This is a genomic window from Saliphagus infecundisoli (assembly GCF_020177375.1).
Taxonomy (GTDB): Archaea; Halobacteriota; Halobacteria; order Halobacteriales; family Natrialbaceae; genus Saliphagus; species Saliphagus infecundisoli.
Genome location: NZ_JAIWHV010000002.1, coordinates 371,131 through 388,350, shown reverse-complemented (window position 1 = coordinate 388,350; position 17,220 = coordinate 371,131). Strand labels below are relative to the sequence as shown.

Below are 17,220 nucleotides of genomic sequence, written 5' to 3'. Positions count from 1 at the left end.
CCGGTTGTACAAGTCAGTGGTGGTCGCGCTCGCGCCGACGGGGAACCGACGCGGCTACGACCCCGCCGCGAGCGCGGCGTACACCGCCCAGGAGGGGTCGCGCTCCGGGGGAGCGACTCGCTCGCCGTCGGCGACGACGCCCTCGCCCTCCCGGACGCGGCCGATCTCGGCGACGGCAGTGTCCCGGGCCTCGAGGGCCTCGACGACTCGCTCGACCCCCGAAGGGTCGACCGCGAGCAGGAGGGTGCCACAGGAGGTCGCCGCCCAGGAGTCGAAGTCGAAGTGGTCCGCGACCTCCTCGACGCCCGGCCGGAGCACGACGGCGTCCCGATCGATCTCGAAGCGGACGCCCGCGCCCGCCGCCATCTCGTTCATCGCGCCCGCGATCCCGCCCTCCGTGGCGTCGTGCATCGCGCTTATGGGACCTGCCGCGGCGGCCGCGAGGGCGTCTCTGGCACAGTGGACGTCCTCGATACGGTCGCGAGCAGCCGAGAGAACCGAGTCGGGAAGATCGATCCGGTCGGAAAAGAGTGTCGCGAGCACGCCGACGGCCTCCGCGGCCGGACCCGTCGTCAGCAGCAGGCGGTCGCCGGGGCGGGCGCCGTCGGGGCGGATCAGCTCCTCGGGGTCACCGACGCCGAACACCGTGGCCGCGCCGATCCAGGGGTACGAACACTCGGAGTAGCGGGCGGTGTGGCCGGTCGCGACGGCGATCCCCATCTCCCGGCACTCCCGGTCTACCGTCTCCCAGACGGTCGCGAACTCCTCGTCGCCCATCTCCGGCGGGAGGGTAAACGAGATCGAGAGATGCGAGGGCGCCAGGCCGCTCACCGCGACGTCGGCGATCACGAGGTCGAGCGCGAACCGTGTCGCGCGTTCGAACCCGAGCACGGGGAGAATCGAGATCGGGTCGGTCGCGACGGCGACCGCGCGGCCGCCGACCGAGAGCAACCCGAAGTCGATGCCGTGGGTCGGACCGATGCGGACGTCCTCGCGGTCGGCACCCAACTTCGGGGCGATCCGGTCTTCAAAGAACGCGCGGTCTACCTTGCCGAGGTCGGTCACGCCCGAACCGAGGCAGGGGGGCGCCTTCACCCTATCGACGGAACGCTTTTTCGCCCGCCCCACCCACGACCCGTATGGATAACTGGGCGGCGCTGTTCGAGCGGGCGGCCGACGTCGAGGTAGACGCCGCGAGGATCCAGGAGGCGATCCGCGAGCGCGAGGGGAGCGATGGCTGAGGAAGCCGACGGCGATCGTTTCGACGACGCCAGGGGCGACGATCGGCCGGACCCGACCCGCGTCGTCGCCGACAGCGGGGTCCTCGCCGCGGACCTCCTCGTGGGAGGTGCCGCCCGCGAGGCCCTCGATCACGTTCGGGCCCACTCCTGGATGGGCCTGGTCGCGAGCGACCCGCTCCTCGAGGAAACCGAAGAGCTCGTCGCCACCCTCGCCGATGCGGACCTCGCGGCCGCCCACCGTGAGCGTCTGGAGGCCGACCGGGTCGCGGTCACCCATCCCGAGGACGACCACCCGGCGCTGGCCTCCGCGTATCACGGAAACGCGGCCCACCTGCTCACCGAGAGCGAGGAGCTCGCCTCGCCGGGGGCCGGCATCGCCCTCCAACCCCACGTGCGGGTGAGCGTCCGCCCGCCCGACGCCTTCGCCCGGCTGTTCGACCCCGAGTCGCTCTACGAGGCCGAACGCGGGGGCGAGTACCCGGGCCCCGACCGCGATCCCCGGGCCTGACTACCGCTCGCGACCGGCGTACCACTCCGCGAACGCCTCGAGGGCGCGCCCGCGATGGGAGACGGCGTTCTTTTCGGCGGTGCTCATCTCCGCGAACGTCCGTCCGTCGTACTCGAAGACCGGATCGTAGCCGAACCCGTCCTCGCCCCGCGGAGAAACGATCGTTCCGCCGACCGAGCCCTCGAACGTCTCGACCCCCTCGCCGTCGGCGTAGGCGACGACCGTCCGGAAGCGTGCCCGGCGATCCGCGTCGTCCTCCAGCAGCCGCGGGATCGCCTCGATCCCCAGCGTGTCCTCGACGTACGCCGAGTACGGCCCCGGGAACCCGCCGAGGGCCTCGACGGAGAGCCCGGTGTCGTCGACGACGACCCCCTCCTCGCCGCCGAGGTCCGCGAACGCCTCCCTCGCCCCTCGTGACGCGATCACGCCGACGTCGTCGGCCTGGATCTCGGGATAGTCGTAGTCGACCTGCTCGACGGACTCCGTGAGATACTCGCCGGCCTCCCGTACTTTCCCCTCGTTTCCCGTGACGAACCGAACGGTCATGGGGGAAGTCGGACGGGTCGACCCAAGTCGGCTTCGGTCCCGCCGTCGGCCGACGGCGCCCGGTAGAAAGGCGTCGCCTTACTCGTCGTCGACGATGACCTCGACGGGCTCTTCCTCGTCGGGGACCTCGCCGGCGGCGTCGGTCCCGCCTTCCTGCCAGAGGAGGACGGCGGCGACGCCCAGCACGATCCAGGAGCGCCAGTTCGCCATGTTGAGGGTGTAGCCGACGCCGAAGGGCTTCTCGACTAACATCCCCTGGCCGGGCTGCCAGTACGCGGAGAGCATCCGTCCCAGGCTCGGTCGGTCGAAGTTGTACGGCACGCCGAAGATCTCGCCGGACGTCGGTTTCTCCACCATACCCCGCATTGAACCTCCCCCGATATGAGTATTCGGTTGTCCGCGGGCGGGTCGGGGCCGGTGGGACACGTTTTTGTCCCGGAGCCTCCCGGATATCCCATGGAAACCGGGACCGCCCGAATCGGGGTCGACGTCGGCGGGACCTTCACCGACGTCACCCTCCGGACCGGCGACGGCTTGGTCACCGCCAAGGTGGCGACGACGCCCGAGCAGGCCGACGGCGTCATGTGGGGGATCGAGGTCGCCTGCGAGCGGGCCGGAATCGTCCCCGCGGGGATCGGCGAGTTCACCCACGCGACGACCGTCCCCGTCAACGCCCTCCTGGAGCGGGCGGGCGCGCAGACAGCCCTGGTCACCACCGAGGGGTTCCGTGACGTCGTCGAGATCGGCCGCCAGGACCGGCCCGATCTGTACGACCGGAGCGTCGAGCGACCGGATCCCCTGGTCCCGCGCCGGCGCCGGCTCGAGGTCGACGAACGCGCCACCCCCGAAGGCGTCGAGCGGCCCGTGACCGAGGAGGGGATCGAGCGGGTCGCAGGCGAGATCCGCGAGACGGGAGCCGAAAGCGTCGCGGTCGCGCTGCTACACGCCTACGCGACGCCCGACAACGAGGCCCGGCTCGCGGAGGGACTGCGCGACCGGCTCCCGATCCCGGTCTCGGTCTCCCACGAGGTGCTCGCGGCGTTCCGGGAGTACGAGCGGACGGCGACGACGGCGGCCGACGCCTACGTCCGCCCGGCGGTCGACGCCTACCTCGGCGACCTGATCGAGCAGGTCCGAGCGGCTGGCGTCCCGACCCCGCAGGTGATGGGAGGAAACGGCGGGGTCGCGGGCGCCGACCGGGCCAGAGAACGAGCGGCGACGACGGTACTCTCGGGGCCCGCGGCGGGCGTCGTCGGCGCCGCCCGAGCAGCCGAAGGGGTCGCTGCCGACCGCGACCTCGCGGGCCTGGTGACCTTCGACATGGGCGGCACCTCAAGCGACGTGAGCCTCGTCCGGGACGGCGAGGCCGAACGGACGGCCGAGACGACCGTCGGCGGAGTGCCGATCCACCTCCCGATGGTCGACGTGACCACCGTCGGCTCGGGCGGCGGGAGCGTCGCCCGGGTCGATAGCGGGGGGGCGCTCCGGGTCGGTCCCCGCTCTGCGGGCGCCGAGCCCGGCCCCGCCTGCTACGGCCGCGGCGGCGAGGAGCCGACCGTCACCGACGCCGCCGTCGAGCTGGGATACGTCGGGGGGAAGTTGGGGGGAGAGCTCGCCCTCGAGCCCGATCGGGCGACGGCGGTTCTCGCGGAACTCGCGGAGGCTGGCGGGTTCGATACCGCTGCCGAGGCCGCCGCGGGGATCTACCGGGTCGCAGCGGCGACGATGACCCGGACGATCCGGGAGGTCACCGTCGAGGCTGGCCACGACCCCCGCGAGTTCGGGCTGGTCGCCTTCGGCGGCGCCGGCCCGCTGTTCGGGGCGGCGCTGGCCGACCGGCTGGGGATCGGAACCGTCGTCGTCCCGCTCCAAGCGGGAGTGCTCTCGGCGATGGGGCTGCTCGCGGCCGACGAGGAGGTGGACGCCGTCCGAACGCTCCGGACCCGCCTCGCGGAGGCCGACCTCGAGGCGGTCGAAGCGGCGTTCGCGGCGGTCGGCGAGCGAGCCCGGGAAGGGCTCCGCGACCCCGATCGGGGAACCGTCGATCGGGTCGCGGACTGCCGGTACGCCGGCCAGAGCTTCGAGCTCTCGGTGCCCGCTCCCGACCCGTTCGATCCCGAGATCGTCCGCGATCGGTTCGAGGACGCCCACGAACGGGCCTACGGCTACCGGACCGACGACCCCGTCGAACTGGTGACGCTGCGGGCCAGGGCGAGCGTCGGCCGGGAGCTGGGACCGATCCCCTACGAGGGAGAGGAGAGCTTCGAGCGGGGAACCCGCAAGGCGCGCTTTGGCGACGACGTTCACGAGACCGCGGTCCACGACAGGCGGGGACCGCCCATCGGAACCACTATCGACGGCCCGGCGGTTCTCGAGGGCCGCGAGTCGACGACGCTCGTTCCCCCCGAATGGACGGCGACCGTCCGGGGGGACGGGACGCTCGTGCTCACTGAAGGGGGTGAGTCGGCGTGAGCGGCGTCGATCCGGTCACCCTCGAGGTCGTCCGCAACCAGTTGGAGGGGGTCGCGACCGAGATGGGCCAGGTGTTGATCCGCAGCGCCCGCTCGCCGAACATCAAGGAGCGCCGGGACTGCTCGACGGCGCTGTTCGACCGCGAGGGCCGAATGGTCGCCCAGGCCGAGCACATCCCGGTCCACCTCGGGGCGATGCCCCGGGCGGTCGAGACGGTCCTCGATCGGGACCTCGTCCCCGGCGACGTCGTCGCGCTGAACGACCCCTTCGCGGGGGGGACGCACCTCCCCGACGTCACCCTCGTCGCGCCGATCGCTGTGGCGGGAGAAGTCACGGGCTACGCGGTCTCCCGGGCCCACCACGCCGACGTCGGCGGGGCGACCCCGGGAAGCATGCCCGCCGGGGCGACCGAGATCTACGAGGAAGGGCTCCGAATTCCGGGAGTCCGGCTCGTCCGCGGGGGCGAGATGGACGAGGACCTCCTCGAGACGGTCCTCGCGAACGTCCGGGACCCCGAGGAGCGTCGGGCGGATCTCCGGGCCCAGATCGCGGCGACCGACCGGGCCGAAGAGCGGATCCGGGAGCTCTCCGAGGAGAGCGAGATCGATCTCGAAACCGCCTTCGAGGCCGTCATCGACTACTCCCGCGAGCGGGTCGAAGGCGAGTTGGAGGGATTTCCGGACGGCGAGTACCGCGCTCGCGACGTCATGGAGGGCGACGGCCGCACCGACGAGGAGATCCCGATCGAGGCGACGGTGCGGATCGACGGACGCCGGATGGAGGTCGATTTCGCGGGAACCGCGAGCCAAGTTGCGGGCAACGTCAACGCCCCGCTCGCGGTCGCGACCAGCGCGGTCTACTTCGTCCTCCGGTCGGTGACCGATCCGGAGATCCCACCCAACCACGGCTGTTACGCGCCGGTCAGCGTCGAGGCGCCCGAAGGGTCGCTTCTGAACCCGCGACCGCCGGCGGCGGTCGTCGGCGGCAACGTCGAGACCAGCCAGCGGGTGACCGACGTCGTCCTCGCGGCCCTCGAAGAGTGCGTTCCGGATCGCGTTCCGGCCCAGGGGCAGGGGACGATGAACAACTTCGTGATCGGCGGGCGCGGGGGAGGGGGCTCGAGCGGAGACGTCGACGGCACGGGCGAGGAAGGGTTTACCTACTACGAGACGATCGGCGGCGGCCTCGGCGGCCGGGCGGACTCCGATGGAATCGACGGCGTCCAGGTCGGGATGACCAACACGCTCAACACGCCGGTCGAGGCCCTGGAGGCCGAGTACCCCCTCAGGGTCGAGCGCTACGGCCTCCGGCCCGACACCGGCGGCGACGGCGAGTTTCGGGGCGGGCTGGGAATCGAGCGGGCCGTGAGAGTCGAGACCGACGCCGTCGTCTCCCTGCTCTCCGAACGCCGACGGACCCGACCGGCGGGCGCCGCGGGCGGCGAACCGGGCGCGACCGGGGAGAACCTGATCGATGGGCGGACCGTCGGAGCGAAGACGACGGAATCGGTGTCGGCAGGCGCGACGGTCACGGTCCGGACGCCCGGCGGCGGCGGGTACGGTGATCCCACGGAACGGGATCCGGAGGCTCGCGAGCGTGATCGTGAGGACGGGAAGGTGAGCGACGGCGAGTGAGACGTCGCCGGAGGACGATGACCGCCTGCCTGCTCCCGGCGATGGGAGGGAGACGTTTCGGTTACCGAGGTTCGTCAGCCACCGACCGCTCCCCCTCGTCTTCCTCGTCGGAAAAGACCTTCTCGTAGAACGTCAAACACAGGTCGATGGCGAGTTCGCCCCCCTTGGCGACCGCGACGAGGATCTCGTCCATGGGAGTGCGGTTCGGTCGTCCGTGTGATAACGATAACCGTGCCCGTCCGGACGACCGGCGAAGGAACGACGAGCGAGCCGACGCCGACCGGCGGGTCGGACCGGATTCAGGGTTCCGAGACGTACCGCCCGCGGGACTCGATCTCGGCGAGTCGATTTAGAACTCGCTCGTCGCCGGCCGCGCGGTAGCTCTCCCGGAGCGCCGCTCGAAGCGGGTCGGGGTCGTCGGCCGTGCCGACGAGGCTCCCCTCCGCGACGTGGAGGTCCATCGCGTAGTCCTCGACGTGGTCGGTGTGGTAGCCCAGCCCGAAGTCGATGAGATAGGTTCGACCCCCTGCATCGTCCCCATCGCCGTCCGTCCCGGCGCCGACCCGGACGTTCCGCGTCGTCGGATCGCCGTGGACGAATCCCGCGCCGTGGATCGTCGCCAGGTGCGCCCCGACCTCCCGGACCCGCTGCTCGGTGAGAGCGTCCCGGAGGTCGGCGGTCCCGACGCGTTCGAACTCGAGGGTCGCCTCCCGCGGATCGACGTCGGAGAGGACGGGCGTCGACACGCCCTCGCGGCGCGCGAGGCTCGTCAGCCGGGCCTCCCCCGCGGTCCGCTCTCGGCGCAGGCGGTCGTCGAGGTCGGGATGACGGTAGGACTTGGGCAGGCGACGTTTGACCACGCGGTCGCCCTCGGGGGTCACGACCGCCTCGGCGCCCCGAACCGCCTCTCCCTCGGCTCGCCTCGGGGCCGGCTCGGGCGCCTCCCGCCAGGTGACGGGCACCTGGTCGGGCCGGAAGTCGGGATCGACGCGGGAGTCGGCGATCTCGAGGGTGTCGCCGGCCGCGTACATCTTCGCGCCCAACACCGCGATCATCCCCGCGTTGTCCCGCAGGAATCGCGGGTCGGGCGCGTGGAAGCTGGCGCCCCTCGCCTCGCACATCTCCGCGAGCATCCCCCGCAGGCGGGCGTTCTGGCCGACCCCACCCCCCAACACGAGTTCCTCCCGTCCAGTGAGCGAGAGCGCGCGTTCGGCGACCTCCGCGAGCATCGCGAAGACGTTCTCCTGGAGCGAACAGCAAACGTCCTCGACGTCCTCGCCCCCGTCGTAGGCCTCCTTCGCCGCCGTCATGATCCCCGAAAACGAGAAGTCCATCCCCTTGACGACGTAGGGGAGGTCGAGCAGCTCCTCGCCCTCCGCGCGGGCGGCCGCCTCCTCGACTTTTGGCCCGCCGGGATGCGACCAGCCGACGTGGCGAGTGAACTTGTCGATGGCGTTGCCGACGCCGGTGTCCATCGTCTCGCCGAGCACGCGATACCGGCCGTTGCGGTAGGCGAGCAGGTGGGCGTTCGCGCCGCTGGCGTTCAGACACACTGGAGAATTGAACTCCGAGGTGTGGCGTCCGATCTCGAGGTGGGCGACCATGTGGTTGACCCCGACCAGGGGAACCTCCAGTGTCTGCGCGAGCGCCCGCGCGACCGTCGCGACGATCCGCAGACAGGGGCCCAATCCGGGTCCCCGGGAGAAGGCGACCGCGTCGACGGGCGGCTCACTGGCGGGTCCATCGACCGTCTCCCGGGCATGTGAGAGCGCCGTCTCGACGACCCGCGGGATCGCCCCGTGCATGTGTTCGGCGGCCTCGCGAGGGTGGATGCCGCCGCTGTCGGGGAGGTAGGCGTCGGTCTCGATGAAGACCTCCTCGCTTCCGGCGTCGTAGACGGCCGCGCTGGCAGCCCACGCGGTGCCCTCGACGGCGAGGACGCGGATCGACGAATCGTGACTCACGGCGTCCGGAAGGGCGTCAGAACGTGCTCGCTACTCCCACTCTGTGTAGCTACACTTCCCGCAGTGGCGCCGGTCGCCGTGGTCTGCGAGAAACGAGTCGCCACAGCGGGGACACTCCTCGCGTTCGGCCGCGCCGTCGTCGCCGTAGACCTCGTGGTGGGCCATCTCAGGCCTCCTCCGCGTCGGCCTCGCTCTCCTCGTCGGCCGCGATCTTGTTTCGCTCGAGCATGTGGTCCTGTTCGACGTCGCCCGCGTGAGCGGCCGTCTCGTAGACCTTCGCCGAGCCGACGGTCTTTCGCATCCCGAACTTGGTGTCGAGTTCCCGGACGACGACCTCGCCTGCGTCCTTGTTCAGCTTCGCCGCCAGGCTGTCCCGGACCTGGAGCCGGGAGGGCGTGGCGTCGTCGTGGGTCAGTTCGAACGTGACGTCCGTCCGGTGCAACATCGGGTTCTCCTCTTCGGAAACGATTGCGACGTCCATGTGTCCAGTTACCCTACTATCCCGCCGTGGCGCCTAAAAGGATTTCGAAGCCGCGAACGACGGGTTCGCGCCCGCTCACTGGGGCACGTTCTCGACGCCGATCCGCGAGTCGGGCCTGTCGTCGACGTGGAGCAGACACGCCGACTTGTGGTCCGCGTCGTGGTCGACGAACTCCGGGTGCGTGGTCTCACACGGGGTGGTAAACGAAGACGACAGCACCTCCTCGGCCCCGTCGGCGTCGCCGGAGACGAGCCGGTCGAGGGCGGTTTCGAGGGTCGCCTCGGCGGTCGCCGAATCGAGGGGGGCCTCGAGTTCGAACTCGGATCTGAGCTGGGACTTGATCGCCTCGTCCGAGAGGTCGTCGGGTTCGTCGTCGAGAGCGAGGTTCTCGGTCGCCTGCTCGACGTCGACCTCCCGGGATTCGATCCGTTTGCGCAGTGTCAGCAGCCGGCGCCACTCCGCTTGGTCCATCTCCATGTCCTCGGGTTGGATGACCCGGTGACATCGCGTGTGGAACCGACAGCCCGAGGGAGGATCCGTCGGGCTCGGGACGGTGCCCGTCAGCTCGATCTCGTCCAGCGTCGCCCGCGGATCGGGCGTCGGGATCGAGGAGAGCAACGCCTCGGTGTAGGGGTGTTCGGGCCCGTGGAAGACCTCCTCGGTCGGTCCGAGTTCGACGATCTCGCCGAGATACATCACCGCGACCCTGTCACATATCTCACGGATGACGGACATGTCGTGGCTGATAAAGAGCAGGGAGAGGCCGAACTCCGCCTGGAGGTCGTCGATCAGCGAGAGGACCTCGGCTTTGACCGAGACGTCGAGCGCCGACACCGGTTCGTCGGCGATGATCAGGTCGGGGTCGAGTACGAGCGCGCGGGCCAGCGCCAGGCGCTGTTTCTGCCCGCCCGAGAACTCGTGGGGATACCGGTCGTAGTCGGACGCCGAGAGATCGACGCGTTCGATCAGGTCCTCGACGATCCGGCGGCGCCGGCCCCGGTCTGTCATCCCGTGGATGGAGAGCAGTTCGGCGATCGTCGCCCCGACGGTCATCCGCGGATCGAAGCTCGAGGAGGGGTCCTGGAAGATCATCTGGGCGTCCCGCCGGAACGCCTTCAGCTCTCCCTTGTCGAACCGGGTGACGTCATTGGGGTGGGTCCCGTCGTCGTTTCGGGTCGCGCCGCGGCGGTCCCCGCCGTTGAACAGGACCTCGCCGGCGGTCGGCTCCTCTAAACGGATCGCGGAGGTCGCGACCGTCGACTTCCCACAACCGGATTCGCCGACGAGCCCGAGGGTTTCGCCGGGCGCGATGTCGAAGCTGACGCCGTCGACCGCGCGTGCGGCGCCGACCTGGCGGTTCAGGAGCCCCTTCTTGATCGGGTAGTGTTTCTTCAGGTCGCGAACCGACAGCAGGGGCTCAGTCATCGCCCACCCCCCGGGAGGTTTCGGCGTCGCCGGTATCGGCCTCGACGACCGAGGCGTCGTAGCCCGACTGGTAGTAGACACACGAGACGGCCTGGCCGGGCCGGACCTCGACCTCTCGGGGTTGCCCGCCGGCCTCACAGTCGGCGACGGCGTGCTCACACCGGGGGGCGAACCGACAGCCATCGGGCGGATCGGTCGGCGAGGGAAGCGAGCCGGGGATCCCTCCGATCGAGTCGCTCGTTCCGGGGAGACATTCGAGGAGTTGCTGGGTGTAGGGGTGGGCGGGCCGGTCGAAGACGTCGTAGACGTCGCCTCGCTCCATCACCTTGCCGGCGTACATGACGACGATCCGGTCCGCGATCTGGGCGACGACGCCGAGGTCGTGGGTCACGAAGAGGATGCCCATGTCGAACTCCTCCTGGAGATCGTCGAGCAGCTTGAGGATCTGGCCCTGGACGGTGACGTCGAGGGCGGTCGTGGGCTCGTCGGCGATCAGGAGGTCGGGGTCGCCGACCAGCGCCATCGCGATCATCACCCGCTGTTTCTGGCCACCGGAGAACTCGTGGGGGTAGTCGTCGAACCGGGAGCTGGCGTTGGCGATGCCGACGCGGTCCAGCAGATCGATCGCCTTCGCGCGTGCCTCCTCCTGTGAGGCGTCGGTATGGATCGTCAGCGCCTCCGTGATCTGCCAGCCGACGCTGTAGCAGTGGTTCATCGCCTCCTGTGGGTTCTGGAAGATGTGGGCGATGTTGTAGCCCCGGATCTCCCGGAGGCGTTCCTCGCTCGCCTCGAGGAGGTCCTCGCCGTCGAACCGGACGCTGCCGGTGACGGTGGCGGGCGGGGACTTGACCAGTCGGGTGATCGACTCGGTCGCGACGGTCTTTCCCGAGCCCGACTCGCCGACGATACAGACGGTCTCGCCGGCGTCGATCGAGAAGTCGATGCCGTCGACGGCGACGAGTTCGCCGCCGTCGGTGTCGAACGTCGTCCGGAGGTTCGCTACCTCGAGCAGTGGGTCGGTGTCAGGCGTCATTGGTCTGTCTCCGCTTGCGCTTCGGGGTTGAGCGCGTCGAGCAGGGCATCGCCGAGGAAGTTGAACGCGAGGATCGTCAAGAAGAGGACGATCCCGGGGGCCAGGACGATCCAGGGGGCGAAGGCCAGATCGCTCCGGCCCGCCGAGATCAGCTGTCCCCACGTCGGGACCTCGGTGTCGCCGATCCCGAGGAAGGCGAGCTGGGCTTCGAACAGCAGGAAGCCGGGGATGAGCAGCGTCAGCTGGGTGATGATGCTGCTGGCGGTGTTGGGAACGACGTGGCGACGGACGACCCCGTACGTGTTCGCCCCGCTGATCCGACAGGCCTTGATGTACTCCTCCTCGGAGATCGACAGCGCCTTGCTCCGGACGTACCGGGCCGTTCCGCCCCAGGCGAACCCCGAGAACACCAGGATGAACATCCCGATCCCGGCGCCGTAGATGTAGAGGATCAACAGGAACATGAGGAAGGTCGGAAAGGAGAGCACGACGTCGGTGATCCGCATGAGAACCTCGTCGACCCAGCCGCCGGCGTAGGCGCTTACCGTCCCGACGGAGATGCCGACCACGGCGACGATCGTCGTCGCGATGAACGCGATCTGCATGGTGGTCGTCATCCCGTAGACGATCCCCGTCAGGACGTCCCGTCCGCCATTGGTGGTTCCGAGCGGGTACTCCCAGGTGCCGTGACACCGGCCGTTTGCGATCTCGCCGACACAGTTGGCGACGTTGGCCTGGTCGACCGAGAGGTAGACCGGGGGCTGGTGGCTGATCAGGATGTCCTGTTGGGGCGCGTTCATGAGCAGCGGGCCGATCAACCCGCCGACGAAGACGATCGCCAGCCAGACGAGACTCACGACGGCGGGCCGGTTCCGTTTGAACTCCGTCCAGTAGTGTTTCGTCCGTCTCGGGTTCTGATACAGCGGCAAGACGAGGTAGAACGCGAACAGGAGGAGCGTGAACACGAAGAGGTACTCGAGGCTCGTGATATCGATATCGTAGCCGATCGCCCCAAACGTCGCCTCCCGTTCGTCGACCAGCCGCCAGTCGTAGAGTCCCAGTAGCGCGAGCGGGACGGCGAACGCGAGCATGCCGAGCGTGTTGACCGAGAGGTCGCGTCCGCGGGAGGCGGCGATCTCGTCCCAGTCGACCCGATCGAACCGGTCCTGGTTTTCAGTTGCCATTTTTATCGATCGTCGTAGCTGATACGCGGGTCGAGGACGGTGAAGACGATGTCTTCCAGCAGGTTGCCGACGACCGCGATGAACGTGAAAAAGAGGGTCGTCCCCAACACGAGGTTCGTGTCCTGTGCGACCAGCGCCTCGTAGGTGATCCGTCCCAGCCCCGGAATGCCGAAGACGATCTCGACGAGCAGCGACGAGCCCAGAAACAGGGCGAGCAACTGGCCGACGATCGTCGTCGACAGCGGGACCATCGTGGGCCGCAGGACGTGGTACAGGTACGCCCGGATCGGCGAGACGCCCTTGGCCCTGGCCGTCTTCATGAACTCCGAGTTCTGGAACTCCGCGGACTCGTTTCTGGAGACGCGCATGATGCCCCCGATCGAGCCGGTGACGAGGACGAACACCGGCAGGATCAACTGCCGGACGTTCTCGAGGCTGAAGACGGCGGCGTTGGCGTTGTAGACGACGGGGATCCACTCGAGCCAGACCGCGAACACCAACAGGAGGATGATTGCGAAGAAGAAGTTCGGGATCGCGTAGCCGAAGAAGGCAAAGCCCGTCGCAGCGTGGTCCTTCCAGCTGTACATGTTCGCCGCCGAGTAGAGCCCGACGAGCGGGCCGAGGACGAGCGTCAGGATCGTCCACGGCACCGAGTACTGGGCGGTGTAGTAGAGCCCCTCGTAGACCGCCTCCGTGACCGGCTGGCTGCGGTACTGGGACCAGCCCCAGTCCAGCGTGTAGACGCTCTGGAGGAAATCCATGTATCTGATGTGGAGCGGCTCGTTGAGCCCGCGGAGCTCGCGTTCGCGTTCGGCCGCGGCGGCCGGATCGCCGCCCTGGAGGGCCGCCTGTGTCGCCGCCTCCTGGATCGAGGGGTTCGGGGCGAACGAGAGCAACACGAACGTGACCGTGACGATTATGAACGATACTAACGCCGCCCACAGCATCCTGGCAGTGACGTATGTGGCAAATCCCATATTGTGACCGTCTGAATTTATGTGTCCCGCGAGTACGGTAACCGCGATCGCTCGACGAGCCCTTACTCCTCGATGTACCAGCCGGGGAAGTCCCAGCCGTTCGCGAAGTTCTCGATCGGTCCGACGAGCCCGTCGTTGTAGCCGATGATGTCGTCGCTAAAGACCAGCATGACGTACGGCTGCTCCTCGGCGAGGTTGACGAAGATCTCCTGGAACGCCTCCTGGAGTTCCTCCTGGCCTCCGGCGTTGCGAGCCTGTTCGAGGAGGCCCGCGGCGTCGAACTCGGGGTAGTAGCCGACGGGGTTGTACTGGGCAGTGGCTCCGTCGAAGAACACCTCGTTTGTCAGCGGGTTCAGCGGGTAGGTGTTCAGCCCGTACACGAGCGACATGTCCCAGCTCTCGTTTGCAGTCACCGAGCGCGGCCCCGGATTGTTCGGGCCGGGGGACTCCCAGACGACCTCCTCGCCGTCGATCTCGGCGGTGAGTTCCTCCTCGCTTTCGGCCGGCGTGGCGGTCCAGAACTCCTCGCCGAAGCGGGTGCCGTCGATCGCGCTGACCTCGAGGTTGATCCCGAGGTTCTCGGCTAGCTCCTGGGCGATGAACTCCGCGGTGTTTCTCGAGACCTCCTGGCCGGAGCTGTGGAGGACCTCGAGGGTGACCTGGTCGCCGTCGGGGTTGACCATCTGGTCGCCGTCGAAGGCGTAGTCGTGGTCGGACTGCTCGAAGGCGTCCTCGGCGAGGCCACGGGCCATCTCCGAGCCATACTGGTCGCCGCTCCCGAACGTCGGAATCGAATCGTCGCCGGGATAGAAGTCCGAAAAGCGGGGCTGCCAGGTGTAGTGGGGCTCGGCGAGACCGCGATAGATCCCCTCGATCAGGTCGTCCTTGCTGACGGCGACGTTGAGCGCCTGCCGGAACGGGATGTGCCGAAAGAGGTTCCCGGGACCGGCGTTCCAGCCGTTGTCGCGCATGTTGACCGAGAGGATCGTGTTGTACGGCTGTGGGATCTCGTTGACCTGGACTCCATCCAGGTTCCGGAACTCCTCGACGCGTTCCGGTGGGATCCCGGCGGAGTCGGCCTCCCCGGTCTCCAGGGCACCGAGGCGGGAGGCCTGTTCCTCGACGACGCTGATCGTGGCGCTCTCGAAGTACGGCGCGTCGCTGAAGCTGTCGGGACCCTCCTCGATGTTCTGGATGTAGTAGTTCTCGTTGCGACTGTAGCTCGTCCCGGCGCCGCGGTTCCACTCGTCTAGGACGTACGCGCCGAGGTTACCGGTGAACTGGAGTTCGAGGAGCTCCTCGTCCTGTTGGAGGCCTTCGGCGTCCTCCTCCTCGACGTAGGGCGAAAGGAGGTCCTGGGGGATGGGGTACAGCAGCGGGTCGTAGCTCTCGGGCCAGAGCAGGCTCGGCTCGGGAAGCGTCGCCTGGAACTCGTAGTCGCCGGTCTCCTCGACCTCGACGCCGGCCCAGGAGGTCGCCGCCGCGGTCGCCGCCCACTCGCTCTGGTGGACCTCCTGGATGAGATAGACGAACGTCGAGGCGGTCACCTCGCCGTAGGGATCGCTGAACTCGAGGCCCTCGCGGACGGTGAACGTCCAGACGGAGCCGTCCTCGGTGGACATGTCGTACAGCAGAGGGAAGTACTCGCTGTTCCCGTCGAAGGTGTAGCCCATATCCAGGGCGTAACCGATCGCGTCCCCCGCGCCGTCCTCTGTGTTGTAGATCGGGTTGAGGGTCTCGAACGACGCGGAGGTGACGGTGTCGTAGGACTCCGACATCGTGGGCTCGCCCGACCCGCCATCGCTCTCGTTGGTCTCGTTTCCGCCGTCGCTCTCGTTGGTCCCGTTCGTTTCGTTCCCGGTCTCCGTCTCCTCGGTGCTCTCGTTCGAGTCTCCGTTCCCGTTTCCGTTCCCATTGCCGTTTCCGTTCCCATTGCCGTTTCCGTTACCACCGTCGCCGCCCATACAGCCGGCGAGACCGCCGACCCCGCCGACGCCGAGAGCAGCGAGCCACTGTCGGCGGTTGATAACCGTTTCGTCGTCCCGTTGATCGTGAAATCGTCGCGGCATACGCTAACAGAAGCCCACTTTCATAAAAGCTTATTGATTGACGAGCGGCCGCTTCCACGGAGATATGTTGCTCATGCGTTCGTTTACGAGTCTAAATTGCCACCCATCGTAACTCATACGGCGATACTACTGAAAATATGCTCTCCGGGAAAGTCGATTAGGAAAAATTAATAAAATTATATATCCTGAAGATATCGCCATCGGTGCCGGGTCGAACCGGTAGTCAGGAAACGGCGACGAACCCCCGCGGCGCCAACGCCTCCAGGTCCTCGTCCCACTCGAGCCCGACGCGCTCCCAGGAGTCGCCGAAATCGGGGGAGCGAAAGACGCCACGATTCGTCACGCCGTAGACCACACCGCCGTGGGTCGAGAACTCCGCCCGGACGACGCCCTCGCCCGTCGGGAACTCCCCCTCGAGGCGCTCCCACCGCCCACCGAGGCCCCCACAGCAGTAGACGTAGGCCTCCGCGCGCTCGGCGGTGTGAGCCGAGGAGGCGCCGCTCGCGCTCGAGAGAAGGACTAGGTCGGGGTCGTCGGGATCGGGGACGACCGACCAGCAGTAGCGATGATCGAGTCCCTCCTGTGGGTGGGTCCAGGAGTCGCCGCCGTCATCCGAAACCGCGAAGCCGTCGCCCGCGGCCGAGTAGACCCGACCCTCCCGGCCGGGGTGGGTCGCCAGGCTGTGGTTGTCCCGGCGCGACCCCGGCGGGCGCTCGCGCCACGTCTCGCCGCCGTCCGGGCTCACCAAGAGCGCGCCGGCCTCGATGCCGACGTAGAGGCGGTCGGGATCGAAGGGATCGACCTCGATCCAGCGGGTGTGGTGGGTGTCCGGACGGGGCGGGAAGTACCACTCCTCCTCGGAGGGGAGATCGGCGATCCCCTCGAGACGGGTCCAGCTCCCGCCGCCGTCATCGCTTCGGTAGACCCGGCTCGGTTCGGTGCCGGCGTAGACCGTATCGGGGTCGTGCGGGCTCACGGCAAGCGAGAGCACTGCGTCGCTCACGAAGTCGGCCTCGAGGCGCTCGAACGATCGCCCGCCGTCGGTCGAACGCTGGAGCCCGTTCTCGAAGGTTCCCACGAACACGCGGTCAGGCTCGTCGGGCGAGCATGCCAAACACTCGAGGTCGAAGCCCTCCAGACGGCGGGTAGTCTCCCCGTCCTCGTAGCTCACGAGCACCTCGTCCATCGCCGCGTGGATCCGTGCCATACGCGGGGTACGCGGCCGGCGGTGAGAAAGCTTCGCCCGCTCGTCCCAGTAGGGCTCAGACCTCCGGCTCCAGCCCGACGCGCTCCGAGCCGCGGGCGTACTGGACACCGATCCAGCAGAGACAGAGACCGGCGGTGGTCGGAAGGAGGACACCGAACACGAGACTGCCGCTGGTGGACGCGAACACGCCCGTGAGCACGTATCCCCCGAGGCTGACGAACCCCGATCCGATCAGCCCGTACCAGAGGAGAGTCAGCGGGCCGACCGAGACCGAATCGAGGACGTTTCCGAGGACGAGGAGGAGGCCCGAAGCGGCCAGACAGACGCCCCCGACGATTTCGAGCGATGTCGTCGGAAGACCGTCGGCGGGAGTCACCACGACGGCAACGGCGATCAGTACCGCACCGCCAACCAACATCGGGCGTCGCCGAGCCATGTATCGACGTGTCTGCGAGCACTCATAACTGTGCGGACCGACC

General features: G+C 68.5%; 17 protein-coding genes. 3 read left to right on the top strand and 14 right to left on the bottom strand.

Annotation, left to right across the window (positions count from 1 at the left end; translation table 11 throughout):
* Nucleotides 1–54: 54 nt before the first annotated feature.
* Nucleotides 55–1,065, bottom strand: a complete 1,011-nt coding sequence (locus LCF40_RS06735) for an AIR synthase-related protein (RefSeq protein ID WP_224827853.1) — start codon at nucleotides 1,063–1,065, stop codon at nucleotides 55–57.
* Nucleotides 1,066–1,233: 168 nt separating this feature from the next.
* Here LCF40_RS06735 and LCF40_RS06730 point away from each other — a divergent pair, with 168 nt between their 5' ends.
* Nucleotides 1,234–1,749, top strand: coding sequence for a DUF7384 family protein (locus tag LCF40_RS06730; protein WP_224827852.1), 516 nt, complete (start codon nucleotides 1,234–1,236; stop codon nucleotides 1,747–1,749).
* Here LCF40_RS06730 and rdgB read toward each other — a convergent pair whose 3' ends face one another.
* Both rdgB and LCF40_RS06720 read right to left on the bottom strand, forming a co-directional pair.
* Nucleotides 1,750–2,295, bottom strand: a complete 546-nt coding sequence (gene rdgB, locus LCF40_RS06725) for an RdgB/HAM1 family non-canonical purine NTP pyrophosphatase (protein WP_224827851.1) — start codon at nucleotides 2,293–2,295, stop codon at nucleotides 1,750–1,752.
* 78 nt (nucleotides 2,296–2,373) lie between these two features.
* On the bottom strand, nucleotides 2,374–2,652 hold the full coding sequence (locus tag LCF40_RS06720; protein WP_114576903.1) for a DUF5808 domain-containing protein: 279 nt from the start codon (nucleotides 2,650–2,652) through the stop codon (nucleotides 2,374–2,376).
* 99 nt (nucleotides 2,653–2,751) lie between these two features.
* Here LCF40_RS06720 and LCF40_RS06715 point away from each other — a divergent pair, with 99 nt between their 5' ends.
* Both LCF40_RS06715 and LCF40_RS06710 read left to right on the top strand, forming a co-directional pair.
* A complete protein-coding gene (locus LCF40_RS06715; RefSeq protein ID WP_224827850.1) occupies nucleotides 2,752–4,767 on the top strand; it encodes a hydantoinase/oxoprolinase family protein in 2,016 nt (671 codons plus the stop codon).
* Nucleotides 4,764–6,401: a hydantoinase B/oxoprolinase family protein gene (locus tag LCF40_RS06710; RefSeq protein ID WP_224827849.1), complete on the top strand. Its 1,638-nt coding sequence runs from the start codon at nucleotides 4,764–4,766 to the stop codon at nucleotides 6,399–6,401. Before LCF40_RS06715 ends, LCF40_RS06710 begins: the two co-directional genes overlap by 4 nt.
* A 61-nt stretch (nucleotides 6,402–6,462) precedes the next feature.
* Here the strand turns inward: LCF40_RS06710 and LCF40_RS23130 are convergent, their stop codons facing one another.
* From LCF40_RS23130 to LCF40_RS06660, 11 genes are all read right to left on the bottom strand, one after another.
* A complete protein-coding gene (locus LCF40_RS23130; protein ID WP_255565231.1) occupies nucleotides 6,463–6,594 on the bottom strand; it encodes a hypothetical protein in 132 nt (43 codons plus the stop codon).
* Between the two features lie 106 nt (nucleotides 6,595–6,700).
* Nucleotides 6,701–8,365, bottom strand: coding sequence for a bifunctional N(6)-L-threonylcarbamoyladenine synthase/serine/threonine protein kinase (locus tag LCF40_RS06705; RefSeq protein ID WP_224827848.1), 1,665 nt, complete (start codon nucleotides 8,363–8,365; stop codon nucleotides 6,701–6,703).
* Nucleotides 8,366–8,395: 30 nt separating this feature from the next.
* Entirely contained in the window at nucleotides 8,396–8,530 is a 135-nt protein-coding gene (locus tag LCF40_RS06700; protein ID WP_114576899.1) for a 30S ribosomal protein S27ae, read from the bottom strand.
* 1 nt (nucleotide 8,531) lies between these two features.
* Nucleotides 8,532–8,846: a 30S ribosomal protein S24e gene (locus LCF40_RS06695; RefSeq protein WP_114576898.1), complete on the bottom strand. Its 315-nt coding sequence runs from the start codon at nucleotides 8,844–8,846 to the stop codon at nucleotides 8,532–8,534.
* A 75-nt stretch (nucleotides 8,847–8,921) separates the two neighbouring features.
* Complete coding sequence (locus tag LCF40_RS06690; protein WP_224827847.1) at nucleotides 8,922–10,271, bottom strand: ABC transporter ATP-binding protein; 1,350 nt, start codon at nucleotides 10,269–10,271, stop codon at nucleotides 8,922–8,924.
* Nucleotides 10,264–11,304 (bottom strand): ABC transporter ATP-binding protein, encoded by a 1,041-nt coding sequence (locus LCF40_RS06685; RefSeq protein WP_114576896.1) that lies wholly within the window; start codon nucleotides 11,302–11,304, stop codon nucleotides 10,264–10,266. The genes LCF40_RS06690 and LCF40_RS06685 overlap by 8 nt, the downstream gene beginning before the upstream one ends.
* Complete coding sequence (locus LCF40_RS06680) at nucleotides 11,301–12,488, bottom strand: ABC transporter permease (protein WP_114576895.1); 1,188 nt, start codon at nucleotides 12,486–12,488, stop codon at nucleotides 11,301–11,303. The genes LCF40_RS06685 and LCF40_RS06680 overlap by 4 nt, the downstream gene beginning before the upstream one ends.
* Nucleotides 12,489–12,490: 2 nt before the next feature.
* Nucleotides 12,491–13,465, bottom strand: a complete 975-nt coding sequence (locus LCF40_RS06675) for an ABC transporter permease (RefSeq protein WP_224827846.1) — start codon at nucleotides 13,463–13,465, stop codon at nucleotides 12,491–12,493.
* 62 nt (nucleotides 13,466–13,527) lie between these two features.
* On the bottom strand, nucleotides 13,528–15,534 hold the full coding sequence (locus tag LCF40_RS06670; protein WP_224827845.1) for an ABC transporter substrate-binding protein: 2,007 nt from the start codon (nucleotides 15,532–15,534) through the stop codon (nucleotides 13,528–13,530).
* Between the two features lie 223 nt (nucleotides 15,535–15,757).
* The gene (locus LCF40_RS06665; protein ID WP_224827844.1) at nucleotides 15,758–16,741 is read right to left on the bottom strand and encodes a WD40/YVTN/BNR-like repeat-containing protein; all 984 of its coding nucleotides are present in this window, start codon (nucleotides 16,739–16,741) and stop codon (nucleotides 15,758–15,760) included.
* Nucleotides 16,742–16,796: 55 nt separating this feature from the next.
* Nucleotides 16,797–17,177, bottom strand: coding sequence for a DUF7994 family protein (locus LCF40_RS06660; RefSeq protein WP_224827843.1), 381 nt, complete (start codon nucleotides 17,175–17,177; stop codon nucleotides 16,797–16,799).
* Nucleotides 17,178–17,220: the final 43 nt, after the last annotated feature.